Origin of the sequence: Mycolicibacter acidiphilus, from assembly GCF_018455725.1 — a bacterium.
Classification (GTDB): domain Bacteria; phylum Actinomycetota; class Actinomycetes; order Mycobacteriales; family Mycobacteriaceae; genus Mycobacterium; species Mycobacterium acidiphilum.
The window spans coordinates 92,211-109,462 of record NZ_JAHCLR010000005.1 but is presented as its reverse complement, the minus strand read 5'-3'; the positions used below and the strand labels follow the sequence as shown (position 1 = coordinate 109,462).

The 17,252-nt window shown below is 68.9% G+C and carries 21 protein-coding genes; 10 read left to right on the top strand and 11 right to left on the bottom strand.

Annotated elements, in window-relative coordinates; all coding sequences use genetic code 11:
- The first annotated feature begins 178 nt into the window (after positions 1-178).
- Genes KIH27_RS04665 through KIH27_RS04645 form a run of 5 tightly spaced genes read left to right on the top strand, consistent with a single transcriptional unit; the run spans position 179 to position 3,533 of the window.
- Positions 179-601, top strand: a complete 423-nt coding sequence (locus tag KIH27_RS04665) for a hypothetical protein (RefSeq protein ID WP_214091759.1) — start codon at positions 179-181, stop codon at positions 599-601.
- Positions 598-822, top strand: a complete 225-nt coding sequence (locus KIH27_RS04660; protein WP_214091758.1) for a hypothetical protein — start codon at positions 598-600, stop codon at positions 820-822. Before KIH27_RS04665 ends, KIH27_RS04660 begins: the two co-directional genes overlap by 4 nt.
- Positions 823-881: 59 nt before the next feature.
- Positions 882-1,697, top strand: coding sequence for a carbon-nitrogen hydrolase family protein (locus KIH27_RS04655; RefSeq protein WP_214091757.1), 816 nt, complete (start codon positions 882-884; stop codon positions 1,695-1,697).
- Entirely contained in the window at positions 1,694-2,755 is a 1,062-nt protein-coding gene (locus KIH27_RS04650) for an LmeA family phospholipid-binding protein (protein ID WP_307856783.1), read from the top strand. Before KIH27_RS04655 ends, KIH27_RS04650 begins: the two co-directional genes overlap by 4 nt.
- 10 nt (positions 2,756-2,765) lie before the next feature.
- Complete coding sequence (locus tag KIH27_RS04645) at positions 2,766-3,533, top strand: LmeA family phospholipid-binding protein (protein WP_214091756.1); 768 nt, start codon at positions 2,766-2,768, stop codon at positions 3,531-3,533.
- On the opposite strand, the gene deoC is transcribed toward KIH27_RS04645, so the two are convergent.
- The 6 genes from deoC to KIH27_RS04615 form a co-directional block, all read right to left on the bottom strand.
- Positions 3,530-4,207, bottom strand: coding sequence for a deoxyribose-phosphate aldolase (gene deoC / locus KIH27_RS04640; RefSeq protein ID WP_214091755.1), 678 nt, complete (start codon positions 4,205-4,207; stop codon positions 3,530-3,532). The genes KIH27_RS04645 and deoC overlap by 4 nt on opposite strands.
- Complete coding sequence (locus KIH27_RS04635; RefSeq protein WP_214091754.1) at positions 4,207-4,605, bottom strand: DUF2599 domain-containing protein; 399 nt, start codon at positions 4,603-4,605, stop codon at positions 4,207-4,209. Before KIH27_RS04635 ends, deoC begins: the two co-directional genes overlap by 1 nt.
- A gap of 4 nt (positions 4,606-4,609) precedes the next feature.
- Entirely contained in the window at positions 4,610-4,900 is a 291-nt protein-coding gene (locus tag KIH27_RS04630) for a DUF2516 family protein (RefSeq protein WP_214091753.1), read from the bottom strand.
- A 51-nt stretch (positions 4,901-4,951) separates the two neighbouring features.
- Positions 4,952-5,575 carry a heparin-binding hemagglutinin gene (locus tag KIH27_RS04625; RefSeq protein WP_214091752.1) on the bottom strand — a complete coding sequence of 208 codons (624 nt, stop codon included), beginning with the start codon at positions 5,573-5,575 and terminating at the stop codon, positions 4,952-4,954.
- Positions 5,576-5,633: 58 nt separating this feature from the next.
- Positions 5,634-6,026, bottom strand: coding sequence for a helix-turn-helix domain-containing protein (locus tag KIH27_RS04620; protein WP_214091751.1), 393 nt, complete (start codon positions 6,024-6,026; stop codon positions 5,634-5,636).
- Between the two features lie 97 nt (positions 6,027-6,123).
- Positions 6,124-7,458: a DUF445 domain-containing protein gene (locus tag KIH27_RS04615; RefSeq protein WP_214091750.1), complete on the bottom strand. Its 1,335-nt coding sequence runs from the start codon at positions 7,456-7,458 to the stop codon at positions 6,124-6,126.
- Positions 7,459-7,546: 88 nt separating this feature from the next.
- On the opposite strand from KIH27_RS04615, the gene KIH27_RS04610 reads away from it, so the two are divergent.
- Positions 7,547-8,263, top strand: a complete 717-nt coding sequence (locus KIH27_RS04610; RefSeq protein WP_214091749.1) for a TetR/AcrR family transcriptional regulator — start codon at positions 7,547-7,549, stop codon at positions 8,261-8,263.
- On the opposite strand, the gene KIH27_RS04605 is transcribed toward KIH27_RS04610, so the two are convergent.
- From KIH27_RS04605 to KIH27_RS04590, 4 genes are all read right to left on the bottom strand, one after another.
- Entirely contained in the window at positions 8,257-9,111 is an 855-nt protein-coding gene (locus KIH27_RS04605; RefSeq protein ID WP_214091748.1) for a 3-hydroxybutyryl-CoA dehydrogenase, read from the bottom strand. The two genes, KIH27_RS04610 and KIH27_RS04605, sit on opposite strands and share 7 nt — an antisense overlap.
- 219 nt (positions 9,112-9,330) lie before the next feature.
- Positions 9,331-10,617 (bottom strand): isocitrate lyase, encoded by a 1,287-nt coding sequence (aceA, locus tag KIH27_RS04600; protein WP_214091747.1) that lies wholly within the window; start codon positions 10,615-10,617, stop codon positions 9,331-9,333.
- A 274-nt stretch (positions 10,618-10,891) separates the two neighbouring features.
- Positions 10,892-11,713, bottom strand: a complete 822-nt coding sequence (locus tag KIH27_RS04595) for an acyl-[acyl-carrier-protein] thioesterase (RefSeq protein ID WP_214091746.1) — start codon at positions 11,711-11,713, stop codon at positions 10,892-10,894.
- 22 nt (positions 11,714-11,735) lie between these two features.
- Positions 11,736-12,503 (bottom strand): hypothetical protein, encoded by a 768-nt coding sequence (locus tag KIH27_RS04590; protein ID WP_214091745.1) that lies wholly within the window; start codon positions 12,501-12,503, stop codon positions 11,736-11,738.
- 87 nt (positions 12,504-12,590) lie between these two features.
- On the opposite strand from KIH27_RS04590, the gene ramB reads away from it, so the two are divergent.
- The 4 genes from ramB to KIH27_RS04570 are packed head-to-tail and all read left to right on the top strand — an operon-like array spanning position 12,591 to position 16,765.
- A complete protein-coding gene (ramB, locus tag KIH27_RS04585) occupies positions 12,591-14,003 on the top strand; it encodes an acetate metabolism transcriptional regulator RamB (protein ID WP_214091744.1) in 1,413 nt (470 codons plus the stop codon).
- Positions 14,000-14,539, top strand: coding sequence for a carboxymuconolactone decarboxylase family protein (locus KIH27_RS04580; protein ID WP_214091743.1), 540 nt, complete (start codon positions 14,000-14,002; stop codon positions 14,537-14,539). Before ramB ends, KIH27_RS04580 begins: the two co-directional genes overlap by 4 nt.
- A gap of 4 nt (positions 14,540-14,543) precedes the next feature.
- Entirely contained in the window at positions 14,544-15,317 is a 774-nt protein-coding gene (locus KIH27_RS04575) for a DUF2127 domain-containing protein (RefSeq protein WP_214091742.1), read from the top strand.
- Positions 15,314-16,765: a DUF92 domain-containing protein gene (locus KIH27_RS04570; RefSeq protein ID WP_307856782.1), complete on the top strand. Its 1,452-nt coding sequence runs from the start codon at positions 15,314-15,316 to the stop codon at positions 16,763-16,765. The genes KIH27_RS04575 and KIH27_RS04570 overlap by 4 nt, the downstream gene beginning before the upstream one ends.
- Before the next feature lie 65 nt (positions 16,766-16,830).
- On the opposite strand, the gene KIH27_RS04565 is transcribed toward KIH27_RS04570, so the two are convergent.
- Positions 16,831-17,079: a hypothetical protein gene (locus KIH27_RS04565; RefSeq protein WP_214091741.1), complete on the bottom strand. Its 249-nt coding sequence runs from the start codon at positions 17,077-17,079 to the stop codon at positions 16,831-16,833.
- Positions 17,080-17,252: the final 173 nt, after the last annotated feature.

Genomic DNA, 17,252 nt, shown 5'->3' with positions numbered 1-17,252 from the left:
GTGAATCGCCAATGCAGGCGAAACCGGCCACAATCGGTCGATCGACGCCGAAGGCCATCCCAGGAACCGGCTCAGCCGGATATTTGCCGCGCAGTCGGCGTCGGCGAACGCCGACCAGCACGCAGCGGTCAGGCGTTGGCAAGGGTTCGGTCGGTACTACGAACGGGTACAGGCAGCGGTGACGGACGAAGAGGATCCATCCACCGAAGCCGTGCGGGTCGCAGCCGCACTGCAGGAGTTGGCCTCGCCGCTGAGCGGCGACGTCCAGGTGTGGCGAGGTATCCGATCCATCGAAGACACCTTCGGGACCACAGTCGACGGGCTGAAAACCTGGTCGTCCAGGATCGTGAACCGGTTCATGTCGACCACCGTGCACAGAGACCTTGCGTGCGGTGAATTCCTACAACCGGGTAGCGACCCCGCCGTGCTGAAGGTGACCGCTCGCGCTGGTTCGTACGCGATCTGGGTGCCGCCGATCGGCTCCCCGGAGCACGCCTACCAGGGCGAACTTCTCTTCACCCGCGGACATCCCCTGCGTATCCTGTCGGTAGGCATGTCCGGCGAAGTGCCGTTGATCGAAGTGGAGGTGCGCAGGCCATGAGCCGGTTCTCCGACGACCTCGATCTGGTGTCCCCGCAAGACTATCGGCCTGCCTCAATGCAAGACCTCCTGCTTCACCTGCATCTTGAGGACGCGCCGCCCGCCGAGCAGGAACCCGCGATCCGATCCTGGTTGAGCCAACACCCGCCGGGAAAGCTGATGACGCTCACGTTGAAGCGCGGCGGTTTCGCACACCTGCTGGAGCGCCGCTCAACGGCCTAGCCCCCGGCGCAGCGCCCCGAACACGCCGCCCCGATCCAGTTCACCCCTACCCTGGACGCATGCGGATCGCCCTCGCCCAGATCCTCAGCGGCACCGACCCCGCGGCCAACCTGCAGCAGGTGGCCGACTACACCCAGCGGGCCGCCGAGGCCGGGGCTTCGTTGGTGGTGTTCCCGGAGGCGACGATGTGCCGGTTCGGGGTCCCGCTGGGACCGGTCGCCGAACCGCTCGATGGGCCGTGGGCCGACGGCGTGCGCACCATCGCGGCGCAACACGACATCACCGTCGTCGCCGGGATGTTCACCCCGGCCGGTGACGGGCGCGTCACCAACACCCTGCTGGCCGTCGGCCGCGACGTCGACACCCACTACCACAAGATTCACCTGTACGACGCCTTTGGATTCACCGAATCACGCACCGTCGCACCGGGTTTCGTGCCCACCGTGATCGACGTCGACGGGGTCGGGGTGGGCCTGTCCACCTGCTACGACATCCGGTTCCCGGCGCTGTTCACCGAACTGGCGGACCGCGGCGCACAGCTGATCGCGGTCTGCGCGTCCTGGGGCGCCGGCCCGGGCAAGCTGCGACAGTGGGAGCTGCTGGCGTGCGCCCGCGCCCTGGACTCCACCTGCTACGTCGCAGCGGCCGGGCAGGCCGACGGCGGACCGGCCAACAGCGCCAACGCGCCGACCGGGATCGGGCACAGCCTGATCGCCGCACCGCTCGGGGAGATCACGGCCTCGGCGGGCGCCGAACCGGAACTGCTGGTCACCGAGATCGACCTGAACGCGGTCGCCGCGGCCCGCCGGACACTGGCCGTGTTGAACAACCGTGCAGACTTCACGCAGGCCGGTAAGGCAGAATCGCGCGGGTGAGCATCCCGCCCGGACCGTCCAACGGCCCTGCCAGTGAGGACCAGTCGGCGTGGGCTCGTCCCACCGACCCGCCGGCGCCCGGCCATCCGCACCCGCCGGTGCCGTCGGAGTCGCAGACCCGCGCGATGCCGGTCGGCAATCAGCAGCGCGACGAGTCCACCATCCGGATACCCGCGACCCCGCCCCCACCTCCGGCCGCGCAGTCGGCCGAGACGCTGACGACGCCGGTCGGAATCACCCCGCCGCCACCGCCGCCACCGCCGCCCCCGCCGGCCGTCCCCGCACCGGAGAGCGCGCCGGAACCCGAGGCCGGCCATCGCACGGCCCACCTGCTGCGCGACCCACTGGCACTGGTGCTGATCTTCATCACCGTGATCGCGCTGGTGCTGGCCGGGGTGATCGCGGCCGAGTTGATCGCCCGGCGTATCGCCGACGGCAAGGTGGCTGCCGCCACCGAGTGCGTGGTGCACGACAAGGCGACCGTGTCGTTCGGGGTGACGCCGCCGTTCCTGTGGCAGCACATCACCGGCGAGTACACCAATATCTCCATCCGCACCGCCGGGCACAACGTCAAAGACGCCCAGCAGATGACGGCCGACGTCAACATCGCCGACGTGAACCTGCATGGCAACGGCGACTCCAAGGGCACCATCGGGGCCCTGGACGTCACCCTGACCTGGCCGGCCACCGGCATTCAGGAGACCGTGCAGTCGATGATCCCGCTGTTCGGCGCCGCGGTGACCGACCTGAAGACCAACGCCCACGACGGGACCGTCGAACTCAACGTCCCGCTGGCCAACATCACGGTCAAGCCGGAGGTGGTCGACGGCGGACTCTCGCTGCAGGTGCAGAAGCTCTCCGGCCTGGGTATGTTCACGCTGCCCCGGGAGCTGATCCAGCCCGCACTGGACGAGTTCGCCAGGCAGCTCACCAAGCGTTATCCGCTCGGATTGCGCGCCGACAGCCTCGAGGTGACCGACACTGGCGTGGTGGCGAAGTTCTCCGCCCGCGATGCGGCCATCCCCCGCACCGATGACCCCTGTTTCGCGAAGTTGTGAGGGATTGACGATGACGACGACACCCACCCCGCAGCATCACCGGTTCACCGGTCTTCCACTGGCGATGCTGGTACTGACGGCACTGCTCGCCATCGTGCTGGTCGGCGGCCTGGGCGCGGAGATGTTCGCCCGGCACAAGGCGGACAGCCTGGTCTCCGACGCCGTGCAGTGCGAGGCGCAGGACACCGCGACGGTGTCGTTCGCCACCAGCCCGCCGATGCTGGCGCAGTACTTCCAGGGCCACTACCCGGACATCTCCGTGCAGACCGCCGGCAACCAACTGCGCAGCGCCAAGGGGATGAAGCTCAACCTCGACATCCACGACATCCAGGTGCAGAAGACCGCCGATTCCAAGGGCACGATCGGGTCCATCGACGGCACCATCACCTGGCCGGCCGACGGCATCAAGTCCTCGATCGAGGACGTGGTGCCGGTGATCGGCAGCCTGGTGGCCAGCCACGTCACCACCAGCCCCGGTGACGGCACCATCGAACTCAAGGGTCTGCTCAGCCACGCTACGGTCAAGCCGCAGATCAGCGACAACGCCCTGAAGCTCGAGGTGGTCGACCTGTCGGCGCTCGGACTGGACTTGGACAACGCCAAGGTGCAGAGCAATCTCGACGAGCTCACCACCAAGGCCACCAACGATCTGCCGCTGGGCATCCACCTGGACAGCGCGCAGGTCACCGACTCCGGCCTGGTGATCAAGTTCGCGGCGCAGAACTCGACGATCCCGGCGCAGAGCTCCAGCTCCAACGGCTGCTTCGCGAGCCTCTAGCCCTCGGTCAGCCCGTCGAGCACCGCGCGGGTGCCGGACAGGCCCAGCCGGCTCGCCCCGGCGTCCAGCATCGCCAGTGCGTCCGCGGCGGTGCGGATGCCGCCGCTGGCCTTCACCCCGAGCCGCCCGCCGACCGCGTCGGCCAGCAGCGCCACCGCCCGCACCGAGGCGCCGCCGGCCGGGTGGAACCCGGTGGAGGTCTTGACGAAGTCCGCGCCGGCGTCCTCAGCGGCCCGGCAGGCACCGGTCACCGCGGCATCACCACCGGATTCCAGCAGCGCGGCGGACTCCACGATCACCTTGAGCACCGCGTGCGGCACCGCGGCCCGCACCGCCGCGATGTCGGCGCGCACCGCGGCGAAATCCCCCGCCAGCGCCGCACCGACGTCGATCACCATGTCGATCTCGGCGGCCCCGGCGGCGACGGCCAGCGCCGCCTCGTGCGCCTTCACCGCCGGCAGGTGCTTGCCGGACGGGAACCCCGCCACCGCGGCGATCGGCACCCCGGCCCCCGCACCGGCCGCGACGGCGACCATCGACGGCGACACGCAGACGGTGGCGACGCCCAGGTCGGCGGCTTCGGCGACGACGGCGGCGACCTGCGCCTCCGTCGCCTCGGGTTTGAGCAGGGTGTGGTCGACGAGCGCGGCCAGTTCGGCACGGGTGATCGGCATCAGAACGTCTCCTCGGGTCCGCCGGGGTTACAACCGGTTTCGAGCATGGTGACCTCGTCGACCACCGGCCGCCACGGCTCCAGGTTCCAGCTGGTCTTGCCGGGCTGGGCCAGTTCGGCGTAGTCCCAGTGGCAGCGGAACTGCTCGCGCATGCCGGGGGTGTCGGCGTCGGGTGCGGCGGTCAGCACCTCGCGCCAGGCTGCGTCATCGTCGGTGTCCAACCGGGCGGCCGCCGCCCGGCCGGCCGGGGTCGGATACACCCGCAGGCTCGGCCGGCCCGCGAGGCTCACCCATTCGGTGTGATCGACCAGCGGCGCCTCGGCCCGGGCCGGGACCGCGATCGAGAACGAAACCGAGGCCGCGAGTGCCACCGGCACCGCGGCGATCCAGCAGCGCATCCGGTCAGCGGGACTTGCCCTGGACCTCCAGCAGCCGGGGCCGGACGTCCACCAGGTAGATGCTCGCCGCGCAGATCGCCACGACCGGCAGCAGCACGTCCATCCCCGACCCGCGCAGCGCCACGAAGGCCAGCAGCGCCCCGATACCCAGGATCACCAGCCACACCGGCTTGGTCAGCTTGTCGGTGGCGGTGTAGGCATCCGGCCGCTGCATCGCCGCGTGAACGAACGCGTAGACCGCCGTGAAGAACACGGCGATCTGCAAAACGAGAAGGACGGTACCCACCAGGCTCATAGCGAACACGCTGCAAGCCTAGGCGGGCACCGCCCTCAACGTCGACTGCGACTACTTCTGGGTGACCTTCTTGGCGGCAGCAGCCTTCTTGGCGGGAGCCTTCTTGGCCGGGGCGGCCTTCTTCGCAGCCGGGGCAGCCTTCTTGGCGGCCGGGGCAGCCTTCTTGGCAGCCGGAGCCGGCTCGGCGTCCTTCTTCGGCAGCTCGATGCCGACCAGCTTGGCGGCGCGCTCACCGACCTCGCGGGTCTGCGACGCGACGTTGCCCAGCACCTCCTGGGTCAGCTCGACGGCCTGGTCGACGTAGCCCTCGACCTGCGCCGACGCGTCGTCGATGCGGGACTGGTTGCGCAGCCGCTCCAGCGCCGCCTCGCCGCGGGCCACCAGGTCGTTGTAGCGACCGGACGCGGCCTCCACGTAGCCCTCGGCCGCCTTGCGCAGCTCGTCGGCGGTGAAGCGCTCGCGCAGCTCGGCGAACTGCTCGGGCAGGTCCTCCTGCAGCTTGGTCAGGCGAGCGCGGCTCACCTCGACGCGGCTGGTGCCGGCCTCACGGGCGTCCTCGGCACGCTCACGCAGGCTGACGACCAGGTCGTTCACGGTGGCCAGGGCCAGGTCCGCGGCGCCGAGCGCGGCGAGCAGCGGGGTCTTCAGTTCATCGATGGTCGGGTTCTCCGCCATGGTCATTTCCTTCCGTAGGGATTTCTCGTTGTGGTCTGGTCAGGTGTTGGACGGGAGATCAGGCAGATGGCGTCTCCTCACCGTCGGCTTCGTTCTGCTGGACGAAGGACGCGTAGGTGTCGAGCAGAAACTGCTTCTGCCGTTCGGTGATCGCCGTGTCGACGATGACGGCGTCGCGGACTCCGCTGCGCTCGCTGGGTTCGAGGATGCCCGCCCGGATGTAGAGCACCTCGGCGGAGACCCGCAGTGCCTTCGCGATCTGGTTGAGGATGTCCGCGGAGGGCTTGCGCAGCCCGCGCTCGATCTGGGACAGGTACGGGTTGCTGACGCCGGCCTTGTCGGCGAGTTGCCGCATCGACACGTGGGCCGCTTCGCGCTGCGCCCGGATGAAGCCGCCGATGTCCGACGCGGCCGTCGACACGACGGCGGCGAGCTTGTCGTCCTGCGCCATGGTGACCCCCTTCACGTCGGCGACGAATGCGGACAGTCACCACGCTACGGGGCGGTGCTAATTTTTGCAAGCGTTCGCTAGCGTGAGTTAGCGCAGGTCAGAACATAAGTTGGGCTATGGTGTAGATCGCCAGCCCGGCCAGGGAACCCACGACGGTGCCGTTGATCCGGATGAATTGCAGGTCACGGCCGACGTGCAGTTCGATGCGCCGGCTCGCCTCGTCGGCATCCCAGCGCTCGATGGTCTCGGTGATGATCGCGGTGATCTCCACCCCGTACTGGGCGACCAGCCGGTTGGCGGCCCGCACGATCCAGTTGTCCACCTTGTCGCGCAGTTCGGCGTCGTCACGCAGGGATTCGCCGATCTGCACCACCGCCGCGGCGATCCGGGTGCGCAGCGGACCGGTCGGATCGTCGACCCCTTCGAGTACGTACCGTTTCAGCGTCGCCCACGCCGTCGCCGCCGCGCGCGCGACCTCCTCGCGCGCCATCACCTGGTCCTTCACCGAGTCCGCCTTGGCGATCGTCGCCGGGTCGTGCTGCAGGTCGTCGGCGAACTCGAACAGGAAGCGGGTGGCGTTGCGCCGCAACTCGTGGTCGGGGTTGCGCCGCACCTTATCGGTGAAGTCGATCAGCTCACGGTGGATCCGGTCCCCGAGCAGATGGTCGACGAACCGCGGGGACCAGCTCGGCGAGTCCCGCTCCACCACCCGCTGGATCACCTCACCGGCGTTCAGCGACCACTGGAACGCCCGGTCCGCCAGCAACTGGATCATCGCCTCCTGCCGGTTCTCCGCGAGCAGGCTGCCCAGCATCCGGCCCACCGGCGGTCCCCACTGCGGCTCGGCGATGCGGCGGACGATCATCCGGTCGATGACGTACGCGATCTCCTCGTCGCGCAGCAACTCCACCAGCACCCGCGCCACGGTCGCGACCTCGCCGGCCACCCGCTCGGCGTGCGCGGAGTCGGCGAGCCATTTGCCCAGCCGGCCCGAGATCGCCGCGTCGCGCAGTTTGGCCTCCACCACCTGCGGCGACAGGAAGTTCTCCCGCACGAAGTTGCCCAGCCCCTCCCCCAGCTGATCCTTCTTGCGCTTGATGATCGCGGTGTGCGGGATCGGCACGCCCAGTGGATGTTTGAACAGGGCGGTCACCGCGAACCAGTCCGCCAGCGCACCGACCATGCCCGCTTCGGCGGCCGCCCCGACGTACCCGACCCAGGCCCCCGCCCCGCCGTCCATCTGCACCCACCGGCAGAGCAGGAAGACGACGGTCGCACCGAGCAGAAAGCCCAGCGCCACCAGCTTCATCCGCCGCAGATCCCTTAGCCGCTTGGCGTCGGCGTCCGGGTCGGCGCCGGCAAACGACTCCGCCAGCGATCGCACTGCCCGCCCTGAACCGGTTCGATGCACCACCCGACCATAATCCGCCATTTCACCCTCGGTAACTGTTACCGCTGCGCGGATGTCGCAGCACCGGGCCGTATTATCTGAAACGTCTAGTGAATGGGAACCCGCGATAGTGGCAGAACAGCTCCGAGCCGGATCGGCGAAGACCGATGGTCGCAAGCGGCGGTGGCACCAGCACAAGGTCGAACGTCGCAACGACCTGATCGACGGCACGATCGAGGCGATCCGGCAGCGCGGCCGGTACGTCAGCATGGATGAGATCGCCGCGGAGATCGGCGTCTCCAAGACCGTGCTGTACCGCTACTTCGTCGACAAGAACGACTTGACCACCGCGGTGATGATGCGGTTCACGCAGACCACCCTGATCCCCAACATGGCCAAGGCGCTGTCGTCGAACATGGACGGCTTCGACCTGACCCGCGAGATCATCCGGGTGTACGTGCAGACCGTGGCGTCCGAGCCCGAGCCGTACCGGTTCGTGATGGCCAACAGCTCCGCGGCGAAAAGCAAGGTGATCGCCGACTCCGAGCGGATCATCGCCCGGATGCTCGCGGTGATGCTGCGGCTGCGGATGAACGAGGTCGGCATGGACACCAGCGGCGTCGAGCCGTGGTCGTACATGATCGTCGGCGCGGTGCAGCTGGCCACCCACTCCTGGCTGCTGGACCCGCGGATGACCGCCGACGAGCTGATCGACTACCTGACCATGTTCGCCTGGAGTGCGCTGTACGGGATCGTCGAGGTGGGCGGCTCGCTGGAGAAGTTCAACGCCGTGCCGCACCCGTCGCCGATGCTGCCGTGGCGACGGGTGCCGGCGGGTGATCAGTAGGTGTAAAAACCCCGGCGGGACTTCTTGCCCAGCTGGCCGGCCTCGACCATCCGGAGCAGCAGCGGCGGCGCGGCGTACAGCGGTTCCTTGAACTCGTCGTACATCTTGTCCGCGATCAGCTTGAGGGTGTCCAGGCCGACCAGGTCTGAGAGCCGCAGCGGTCCCATCGGGTGCGACAGCCCGGCGACGACGGCCTTGTCGATGTCCTCGACGGTGGCGAACCCGGATTCGAGCATCCGGACCGCCGACAGCAGGAACGGCACCAGCAGCGCGTTGACGACGAAGCCGGACCGGTCGCTGCAGCGGACCACCTGCTTGCCGAGCACGGTGCCGGCGAACTCCTCGACGCGGGCGGCGGCGGCGTCGTCGGTGACCAGCGTGCTGATCAGCTCGACCAGCGGCAGCACCGGCACCGGGTTGAAGAAGTGCAGCCCCAGCACCCGCTGCGGGTTCTTGGTGGCGGCGGCGATCTTCATGATCGGGATCGACGACGTGTTCGACGCCAGCACCGCATCCGGATCGGTGATGACCGCGTCGAGTTCGGCGAAGATCTTCGCCTTGACGTTCTCGTCCTCGATGACGGCCTCGATCACCAGCTGCCGGTCGGCCAGATCGGCCAGGTTGGTGGTGAAGGTCAGCTTGTCGATGGCGGTGTCGCGCTCGCGCTCGGTGATCTTGCCGGCGCTGACGCCGCGTTCCAGCGACTTGACGATCCGGTTGCGTCCCGCGGTGACCAGTTCGTCGGTGGTCTCGAAGACCTTCACGTCGACGCCGGCGCGTGCCGACACCTCGGCGATGCCGCCGCCCATCTGGCCGGCTCCGATGACGCCTACTCGTTCGATCGACACTGTGTTCCTTTCATGCCTTCCATACGCCGCGAGCGTGCAGAGTTGTACGCCCCGACCTGGGGAATACCGTACAACTCTGCACGCTCGCGCTCAGTGAGCTAGTGAAGCTTAGGTTAGTGGCTTACGCCTTCGGTTCCACTTCACCTCGGGGCTGGCGCCCCTCGGCTTAGTGGCTTACGCCTTCGGTTCCACTTCACCTCGGGGCTGGCGCCCCTCGGCTTAGTGGAACTGGCCCTCTTCGGTGGAACCGGCCAGCGCGGTGGTCGACGACGTCGGGTCCACGGTGGTGGCGATCTTGTCGAAGTAGCCGGCGCCGACCTCACGCTGGTGCTTGGTGGCGGTGTAGCCCCGCTCCTCGGCGGCGAACTCGCGCTCCTGCAGCTCCACGTAGGCGCTCATCTGCTTGCGGGCGTAGCCGTGCGCCAGGTCGAACATCGAGTAGTTCAGCGCGTGGAAGCCGGCCAGGGTGATGAACTGGAACTTGAAGCCCATCGCGCCCAGCTCGTTCTGGAACTTGGCGATGGTCGCGTCGTCCAGGTGCTGCTTCCAGTTGAACGACGGCGAGCAGTTGTAGGCCAGCATCTGGTCCGGGAACTCCGCCTTGACGCCCTCGGCGAACTTCTTCGCCAGCTCCAGGTCCGGGGTGCCGGTCTCCATCCAGATCAGGTCGGCGTACGGGGCGTAGGACTTGGCGCGGGCGATGCAGGGCTCCAGGCCGTTCTTCACCCGGAAGAAGCCCTCGGAGGTGCGCTCACCGGTGACGAACGGCTGGTCGCGCTCGTCGACGTCGGAGGTGATCAGGGTGGCGGCCTCGGCGTCGGTGCGGGCGATGACCACGGTCGGCACGTCGGCGACGTCCGCGGCCAGACGCGCGGAGGTCAGGGTGCGGATGTGCTGCTGGGTCGGGATCAGCACCTTGCCACCGAGGTGGCCGCACTTCTTCTCCGAGGCCAGCTGGTCCTCCCAGTGGCTGCCGGCGACACCGGCGGCGATCATCGCCTTCTGCAGCTCGTAGACGTTCAGCGCGCCACCGAAGCCGGCCTCACCGTCGGCGACGATCGGGGCCAGCCAGTTGGCGACCGAGGTGTCGCCCTCGACCTTGGCGATCTCGTCGGCACGCAGCAGCGCGTTGTTGATCCGGCGCACCACCTGCGGCACCGAGTTGGCCGGGTAGAGGCTCTGGTCGGGGTAGGTGTGGCCGGACAGGTTGGCGTCACCGGCGACCTGCCACCCGGACAGGTAGATGGCCTTCAGGCCGGCCCGGACCTGCTGGACGGCCATGTTGCCGGTCAGCGCACCGAGGGCGTTGATGTAGTCCAGGTCGTGCAGCTGCTCCCAGAGGACCTCGGCGCCGCGGCGGGCCAGGGTGTGCTCCTCGACGACGTGGCCCTGCAGCTTGACGACGTCCTCGGCGCTGTAGGTGCGGGTGACGCCCTTCCAACGCGGGTTGTGGTCCCAGTCGTGCTGAATCTGCTCGGGGCTCTTCGGCGTGCCGACAGTCGACATAGTGCGCTCCTTCATCTTGGCGATCACCCCTCGAAGGCTTGCTAACCCTCAACAGATTTACCGGGGTGTTAAGGCGACCTTGGCATAGCCGATCCGCCCAGGTCCACCGGTTTTCGCTGCCAACTTAAGCAATGAAGTAACGAGCGTTTGCTAATTCTGCGAAGAACTGGCAGGTATGGCCATCGTGGAATTAGGCAGTGAAGCTACCGATCGGTAACCGGTTTGCACAGGTCAGCGTCGGCGTTAGCAGTACGGACGTACTGACTAGAACGTGTTACAGCGCGAAGATCGCGGCGAGGGCTTTCACCTCGTCGCCGACGAGGTATGTGAGCGTTCTAACAGTGCGATCGGCCAGGTCGGGGCCGAACAGATCGGTCGATCCGGCGGGGTGGACGTGCGCGACGATCTCCAGCTTGTCGCCGAGCGCCACCGGCGCCTCGTGCTCCAGGGTCACCCGCAGCGGGGCGGCCAGCAGCTCCGGATAACCGGACAGGTAGTCCTCCACCACGCTCCAGTACACCGAGTTGTTCATGTGGTCGAACAGGTCGATGTCGGTGAACCGCAGCGGGAAGTCATGGATCTCCGCAGCGTCATCACGACCGCCGGCCTTCAGGTAGGCCTTCCAGCGCAGCCGGTCCACTGTGGTGGTGCGTTTCAGGCCGGCCTGGAAATCGTCGACGAGCAGCGACGGGCCCTGCGTCTCCCGGTTGATGTTGATCCAGAACGACTCGGCTTCGATGCGGCCGCCGCGGCGCCCGTCGATGCGGACCCGCATCTCGCACCAGCGGCTCGACGTCCCCGAACACCAGCGCCGCACCCGCAGCATGTCCTGGAACTCGATCGGCGCAATCATGTCGATCATCGTCCGGCGCACGATCCACAGCGGGTGGACGTCCTGGTAGCCCATCTCCCGCAGCTGGTCCTGGCCGATGTCCTGGATGTAGCGGGCGGCGCCGTCGAACCGCAGCCGGCCGGTACGGTCGATGTCGGCGACGCGCAGCGGCCACTGCCGGTCGAATACGTCGGGATGCGGATCCGGCACCGGCATCAGAACCTTGCCCAAACCGGTCTGCTGCTGCGATTCGCTACCTGTCATACCGTGCGCTCCCTGCCCCGGATCATCTGTGCAAACGATAGTCGGCGACCCGGCCCAGCACGTCCCGCACCACGTCGTCGCCGAGCGACAGCGCCATCGACAGCTCGGCGAAGGCGTGCGTGCCGCCGGCCGCCGCGGCGGCGAACAACCCGATGAGCGCGGCGGGCATGTCGGGCTCGGCCCGCACGGTGCTCGCGAAGCCGCCGTGCAGCAGCCAGCCGGCGACGGCGCCCGCATCGTCGCCGCGCGCCGCGATGGCGATCCGCGGATCGTCCCGCCCCGCAACGCAGACGTCTGCGACCACCGCCGGCGTCACCAGCCCGAGCCGGCCGACGGCCACCGGTTTCACGGCACCCGACGGGTCGGCCCAGCGGACCGCCACCCATTCGTCGGGCAGCGTCCCGCTGCCGGCGATGGCGTAACCCTCCGGGAAGGCCCGCGGCCCGTCGACGGTCTCCAGCACGTCCCACCGGTCGTCCTCGACGTACACCTCGTAGGACTCCGGCGGGTGCGCCTCATCGAGCATCCGCAGCAGCAGCGGCAGCTCGTCCAGCACGTCGCGGCGGCCGCAGATCTCGGTGACCTCGATCGGGTCGATGCCGTGCAACCCCGGATCGGCGGCGATCGCCGCAGCGGCGCTGTGCTGCGGGCACGGGCTCACCCGGCCGTCGCCGTGCCGCACCGCCAGCGAGCCGTCGGCGCCGGTGATCAGCTGCCGGCGGCCGCTCAGCCCGTCGGAGTCCTCACCGCGGCGGTAGCGGGCGATCTCGTATATCGCGTCGGCGTCCACGTCGTGACACTACCGCCGGGCCGGCCGCCCACCGCCGGCCTGCCAATCATGCGAACAGCCTCTTCGCAGCCGGGTAACCTCGGCTGGGTGGCGAAGACCTACGTCGGCTCCCGGGTGCGCCAGCTGCGCAGCGAACGCGGGTTCAGCCAGGCCGCACTGGCGCAGATGCTGGAGATCTCCCCGAGCTACCTCAACCAGATCGAACACGACGTCCGCCCGTTGACGGTCGCGGTGCTGCTGCGGATCACCGACGTGTTCGGGGTGGACGCCACCTTCTTCGCCTCCCAGGACGACACCCGGCTGGTCGCCGAACTGCGCGAGGTCGCCATGGACCGCGACCTGGACGTCGACGTGGACTTGCCCGAGGTCGCCGAGCTGGTCAGCACCCACCCCAAGCTGGCCCAGGCGATGGTCAACCTGCACCGGCGCTACCAGATCACCAGTGCGCAGCTGGCCGCCGCCACCGAGGAGCGCTACGCCGCCGGCAGCGGGGTGATCACGATGCCGCACGAAGAGGTCCGCGACTACTTCTATCAGCGGCAGAACTACCTGCATGAGCTCGACACCGCCGCCGAGGGCCTCGCCACCCGGATGCGCCGCCACCAGGGCGAGCTCGCCGTGGAGCTCGCCAACCGGCTGACCGAGGTGCACGGGGTGCACATCAACCGCCGCATCGACCTCGGTGAGAGCGTGCTGCACCGCTACGACGCCGCCACCCGCACCCTCGACATCTCCAACCACCTGTCCTGGGGGCAGCGGGTGTTCAAGATGGCCACCGAGCTGGCGTTCCTGGAGTTCGACGAGCTGATCGACAGCCTGGTGGAAGAGGGCAAGTTCACCTCCAAGGATTCCCGCACCCTGGCCCGGATGGGGCTGGCCAACTACTTCGCGGCGGCGATCGTGCTGCCCTACGGGCAGTTCCACGACAGTGCCGAGACGTTCCGCTACGACATCGAACGGCTGTCGGCGTTCTTCCGGGTCAGCTACGAGACCATCGCCCACCGGCTCTCCACCCTGCAGCGCACCTCGATGCGGGGAGTTCCGTTCTCGTTCGTGCGGGTGGACCGCGCCGGGAACATGAGCAAGCGCCAGTCGGCGACCGGGTTCCACTTCTCGTCATCGGGCGGCACCTGCCCGCTGTGGAACGTCTACGAGACGTTCTCCAACCCGGGCAAGATCCTGGTGCAGATCGCCGAGATGCCCGACGGGCGCAAGTACCTGTGGGTGGCGCGCACCGTCGAGCGCCGCGCCGCACGCTACGGCCAGCCCGGCAAGATGTTCGCGATCGGGCTGGGCTGCGAATTGCGGCACGCCCACCGGCTGGTGTACTCGGAGGGCTTGGACCTGCACGGCGGCACCGCCACCCCGATCGGGGCGGGCTGCCGGGTCTGCGAGCGCGACAACTGCCCGCAGCGCGCGTTCCCGGCGCTCGGCCGCGACCTGGATCTCAACGAACATCGCAGCACGGTCTCGCCGTATCTGGTAAAGCAACAGCGGTGACCTCCCGTATCCCCGCCTCCCCCGGCCTGCGCGATCTCGGCGTCGCCAACTGGGTGTTCTGCAAGCTCGCCGCCCGACGTCAGCACGTCCCACAGGCGCATCTGTTCACCACGCTCGGCCAGCACCGCCGGCTGCTGTGGAGCTGGCTGCCGTTCGGCGGGGTGCTGATGCGCGGTGGGAAGCTGCCGACCCGGGACACCGAACTGGTGATCCTGCGGGTAGCCCACCTGCGGGACAGCCGCTACGAGATGCAGCACCACACCCGGATGGCCGCCGCGATCGGCCTGGACGACGCCACCCAGGCCCGCATCTTCGAGGGGCCGGCGGCCGACGGGCTGACCGACCGGCAGCGGGCGCTGCTGACCGGGATCGATGAACTCGTCGACACCCGCACCCTCTCGGATGCCACGTGGGCTCAGCTGTCGCAGCACCTGGACCGCACCCGGCTGATCGAATTCGTCATGCTGACATCCCAATACGACGCGCTGGCGGCGACGCTGAGCGCACTGCGGGTGCCGCTGGACTACCCGGGATAATCACGTGGTGGATTTCGCGCTGCGCTCCTGCGGACTGCGCGGGCATGCGACCTTCGCCCCCGACGAGCCGGACCTGCGGGAGCGACTGCGGGCCGACACCCCCGCCGGTGAGGCGTGGCGCTGCCTGCGCTGCGAGACGTTCGTCGTCGGCCCGCCGCGGCGCCGTGGGCCGGCGGCCACCGCACCGGAGATCCCCCGCGGCCGGCTGCTGCGGGACCGGACGCTGATGCGCGCACTGGCCGTCGAACGGATGCTGCGCGCCGTCGTCTTCGTACTGCTGGCGGTCGGTGTGCTGAAGGTCCGCGGCTCGAAAGCCCAACTGCAGCAGGCCTTCGAGCAGGACCTGCCGCTGCTGCGGCCGCTGGCGGATCAGATCGGCTGGAACCCGGACGACTCCAAGATCATCCAGCACATCGCAAGCGCGTTCACGCTGTCGTCGTCGACGCTGCTGTGGATCGCCGCCGGGTTGGCCTGCTACGCGGTGATCGAACTCGTCGAGGCCGTCGGGCTGTGGTTGATGCGGCGCTGGGGCGAATACTTCGCGGTGATCGCGACCAGTGTCTTCTTGCCGCTGGAGATCTACGAGCTGACCGAGAAACTGACCGCCCTGCGACTGGGCGCGTTGCTGGTCAACATCGTCGCGGTGGCCTGGCTGCTGTGGAGCAAGCGGCTGTTCGGACTCAACGGCGGTGCCGCCGCCTACGCGCAGGAGCACCGGGCGGAGAGCCTGCTGACGGTGGAACGCGCCGGCCTCGACGGCCCGCGGCCCGGCGCGTGACGGCGCTGATCCGGCACGATCTGGCCGTCGCCGGCGGTGGGACGCTGCTGATCGCGGCGGTGCTGATCCTCACCGGACGGCTGTTGGTCCGGTTCGGCGCGGGCCCGGTCGTCACCCGCAAGATCCCGCACGCGCTGTGCGGGGCGTTCGCGGCGCTGGCCGCGTTCCAGCTGTCCAGCGGTGCGGTGGTGGCGTGCGTGCTGGCGGTGGCCACGGTCGCGCTCGCGCTGATCGTCGAGAAGGGCCTGGTCCCGGTGCCGGGGGTTTTCGACGGCACCCGGATCCGGGATTACGGGCTGGTCGGGTTCGCCGCTGGCGCGCTGATCGCGGTGCTGGCGTTCTGGCCGGATCGGGTGGCGATCGCGGCGGGCGTGCTGGTGCTCGGCCTGGCCGATGCGGGTGCGGCACTGGTCGGGCACCGGTTCGGCCGGCACCGGGTCGCGGTCAGCGGTGCGGTGCGGTCGCTGGAGGGGTCGGTCGTGTTCGTCGCGGTGGCGTTCACGGTGTCGCTGACGTTCTGCCTCACCGGGTTGCGGATGAGTCTCGTTGTGGCGCTGGCGGCTTCGGCGTTCGTCGCGGTGACCACCGCCGCCGTCGAACTGCTGGTGGCACCGGCCGCCGACAACCTGCTGATCACGCCGTGGGTGGCGCTGCTGCTGCACGTGGGTCGCGACCTGTCCGATGCGGCGGCGTTGCACTGGCTGGTCGGGCTGGCGTTCGGCTGCGCGATCGTGCCGTTCATGCTCCGGATGCGCTGGCTGGATCTGCCGGGCGCGATCTGCGGCGGGCTGGTGGCGGCGGTCGCGGTGGGCCTGGGCGGCTGGGCCTGGATCATCCCGGCCGCGGTCTTCTTCTCGGTGACCAGCGTGCTGACCGCCTATCGGCGGCCGAAGCAGACCCGGGGGCTGCGCGGCATGAGCCAGGTTGCGGTCAATGCGGGCCTGCCGGTGGTGGTGCCGGTCCTCGGCTATGCGCTGACCGGCGCCCCGGTCTGGTTCGCGGTGTCGATCGGTGGGATCGCCGCTGGCATCGCCGACTCCTGGGCCTCGGAGATCGGCCGCTTCTCCTCGAAAGAGCCGCTGTCACTGCGCAGTTGGCGGCGGGTACCGAAGGGCACCTCGGGGGCGGTCTCGCCGCTGGGTTCGGCGGCGACGGTGTTGGGCGCGGTGGCCGTCGGCGGTTTCGGGGCCCTGTTCGCCGGGCCGGCGATGATCCTCGTCGGTGTGGTGGCGGGCATCGTCGGCTCGCTGACCGACACCGTGATCGGCGCAACCGTGCAGGGCCGGTTCACCTGCCCGGGGTGCGGCGCCGTCGTCGAAGACCGGGAGCACTGCAGCGTCCCCGCTGTCCCGCGTTCCGGCTGGCGGTGGGTGAGCAATGACGCCGTCAACGCCGTCGCCAATGCCGTCGGCATGCTCACCGGCTTCGCCGTCGGCGCCGTCATCTAGACCACCCACGCGATTTCGGCGCGGTTCGGCCCGCTGAGCGAGCCGAACCGCGCCGAAATCTCGGACTACCAGCGGTGCCCGACCGTGCTGAGGTCCTGACGGTTGTGCTTGAGGTCGTGCTTCTCCTGCTTCAGCGCCTTCTTGCGGTCGTGGTGGTCCAACCGGATGTCCGGACCGGACTGGCTGAACACGCTCATGCCCGGCTGGAACTCCGCGGGGGCGGCGTTGGCCGCCCCGATCCCGGCGCCGAACAGTCCGGACAGCCCGACCCCGACTGCGATCGCGGACGCACCCATCACACGCTTTGCGTTCATGATCAACCACCTCTCTCGATTCGATCCCTGGTGCCGGCTGGGCCGACAACCCCCAGGTTGCAGCAACGCCCTTGCGGAACCCTCGACGGATTCTTGAGGAATTCTTGCGCCGCAGGACGTTCAGCGGTCTCGGAGGAATCACCGGTATACCTGTTACGTCTCGGCAGCGGGCC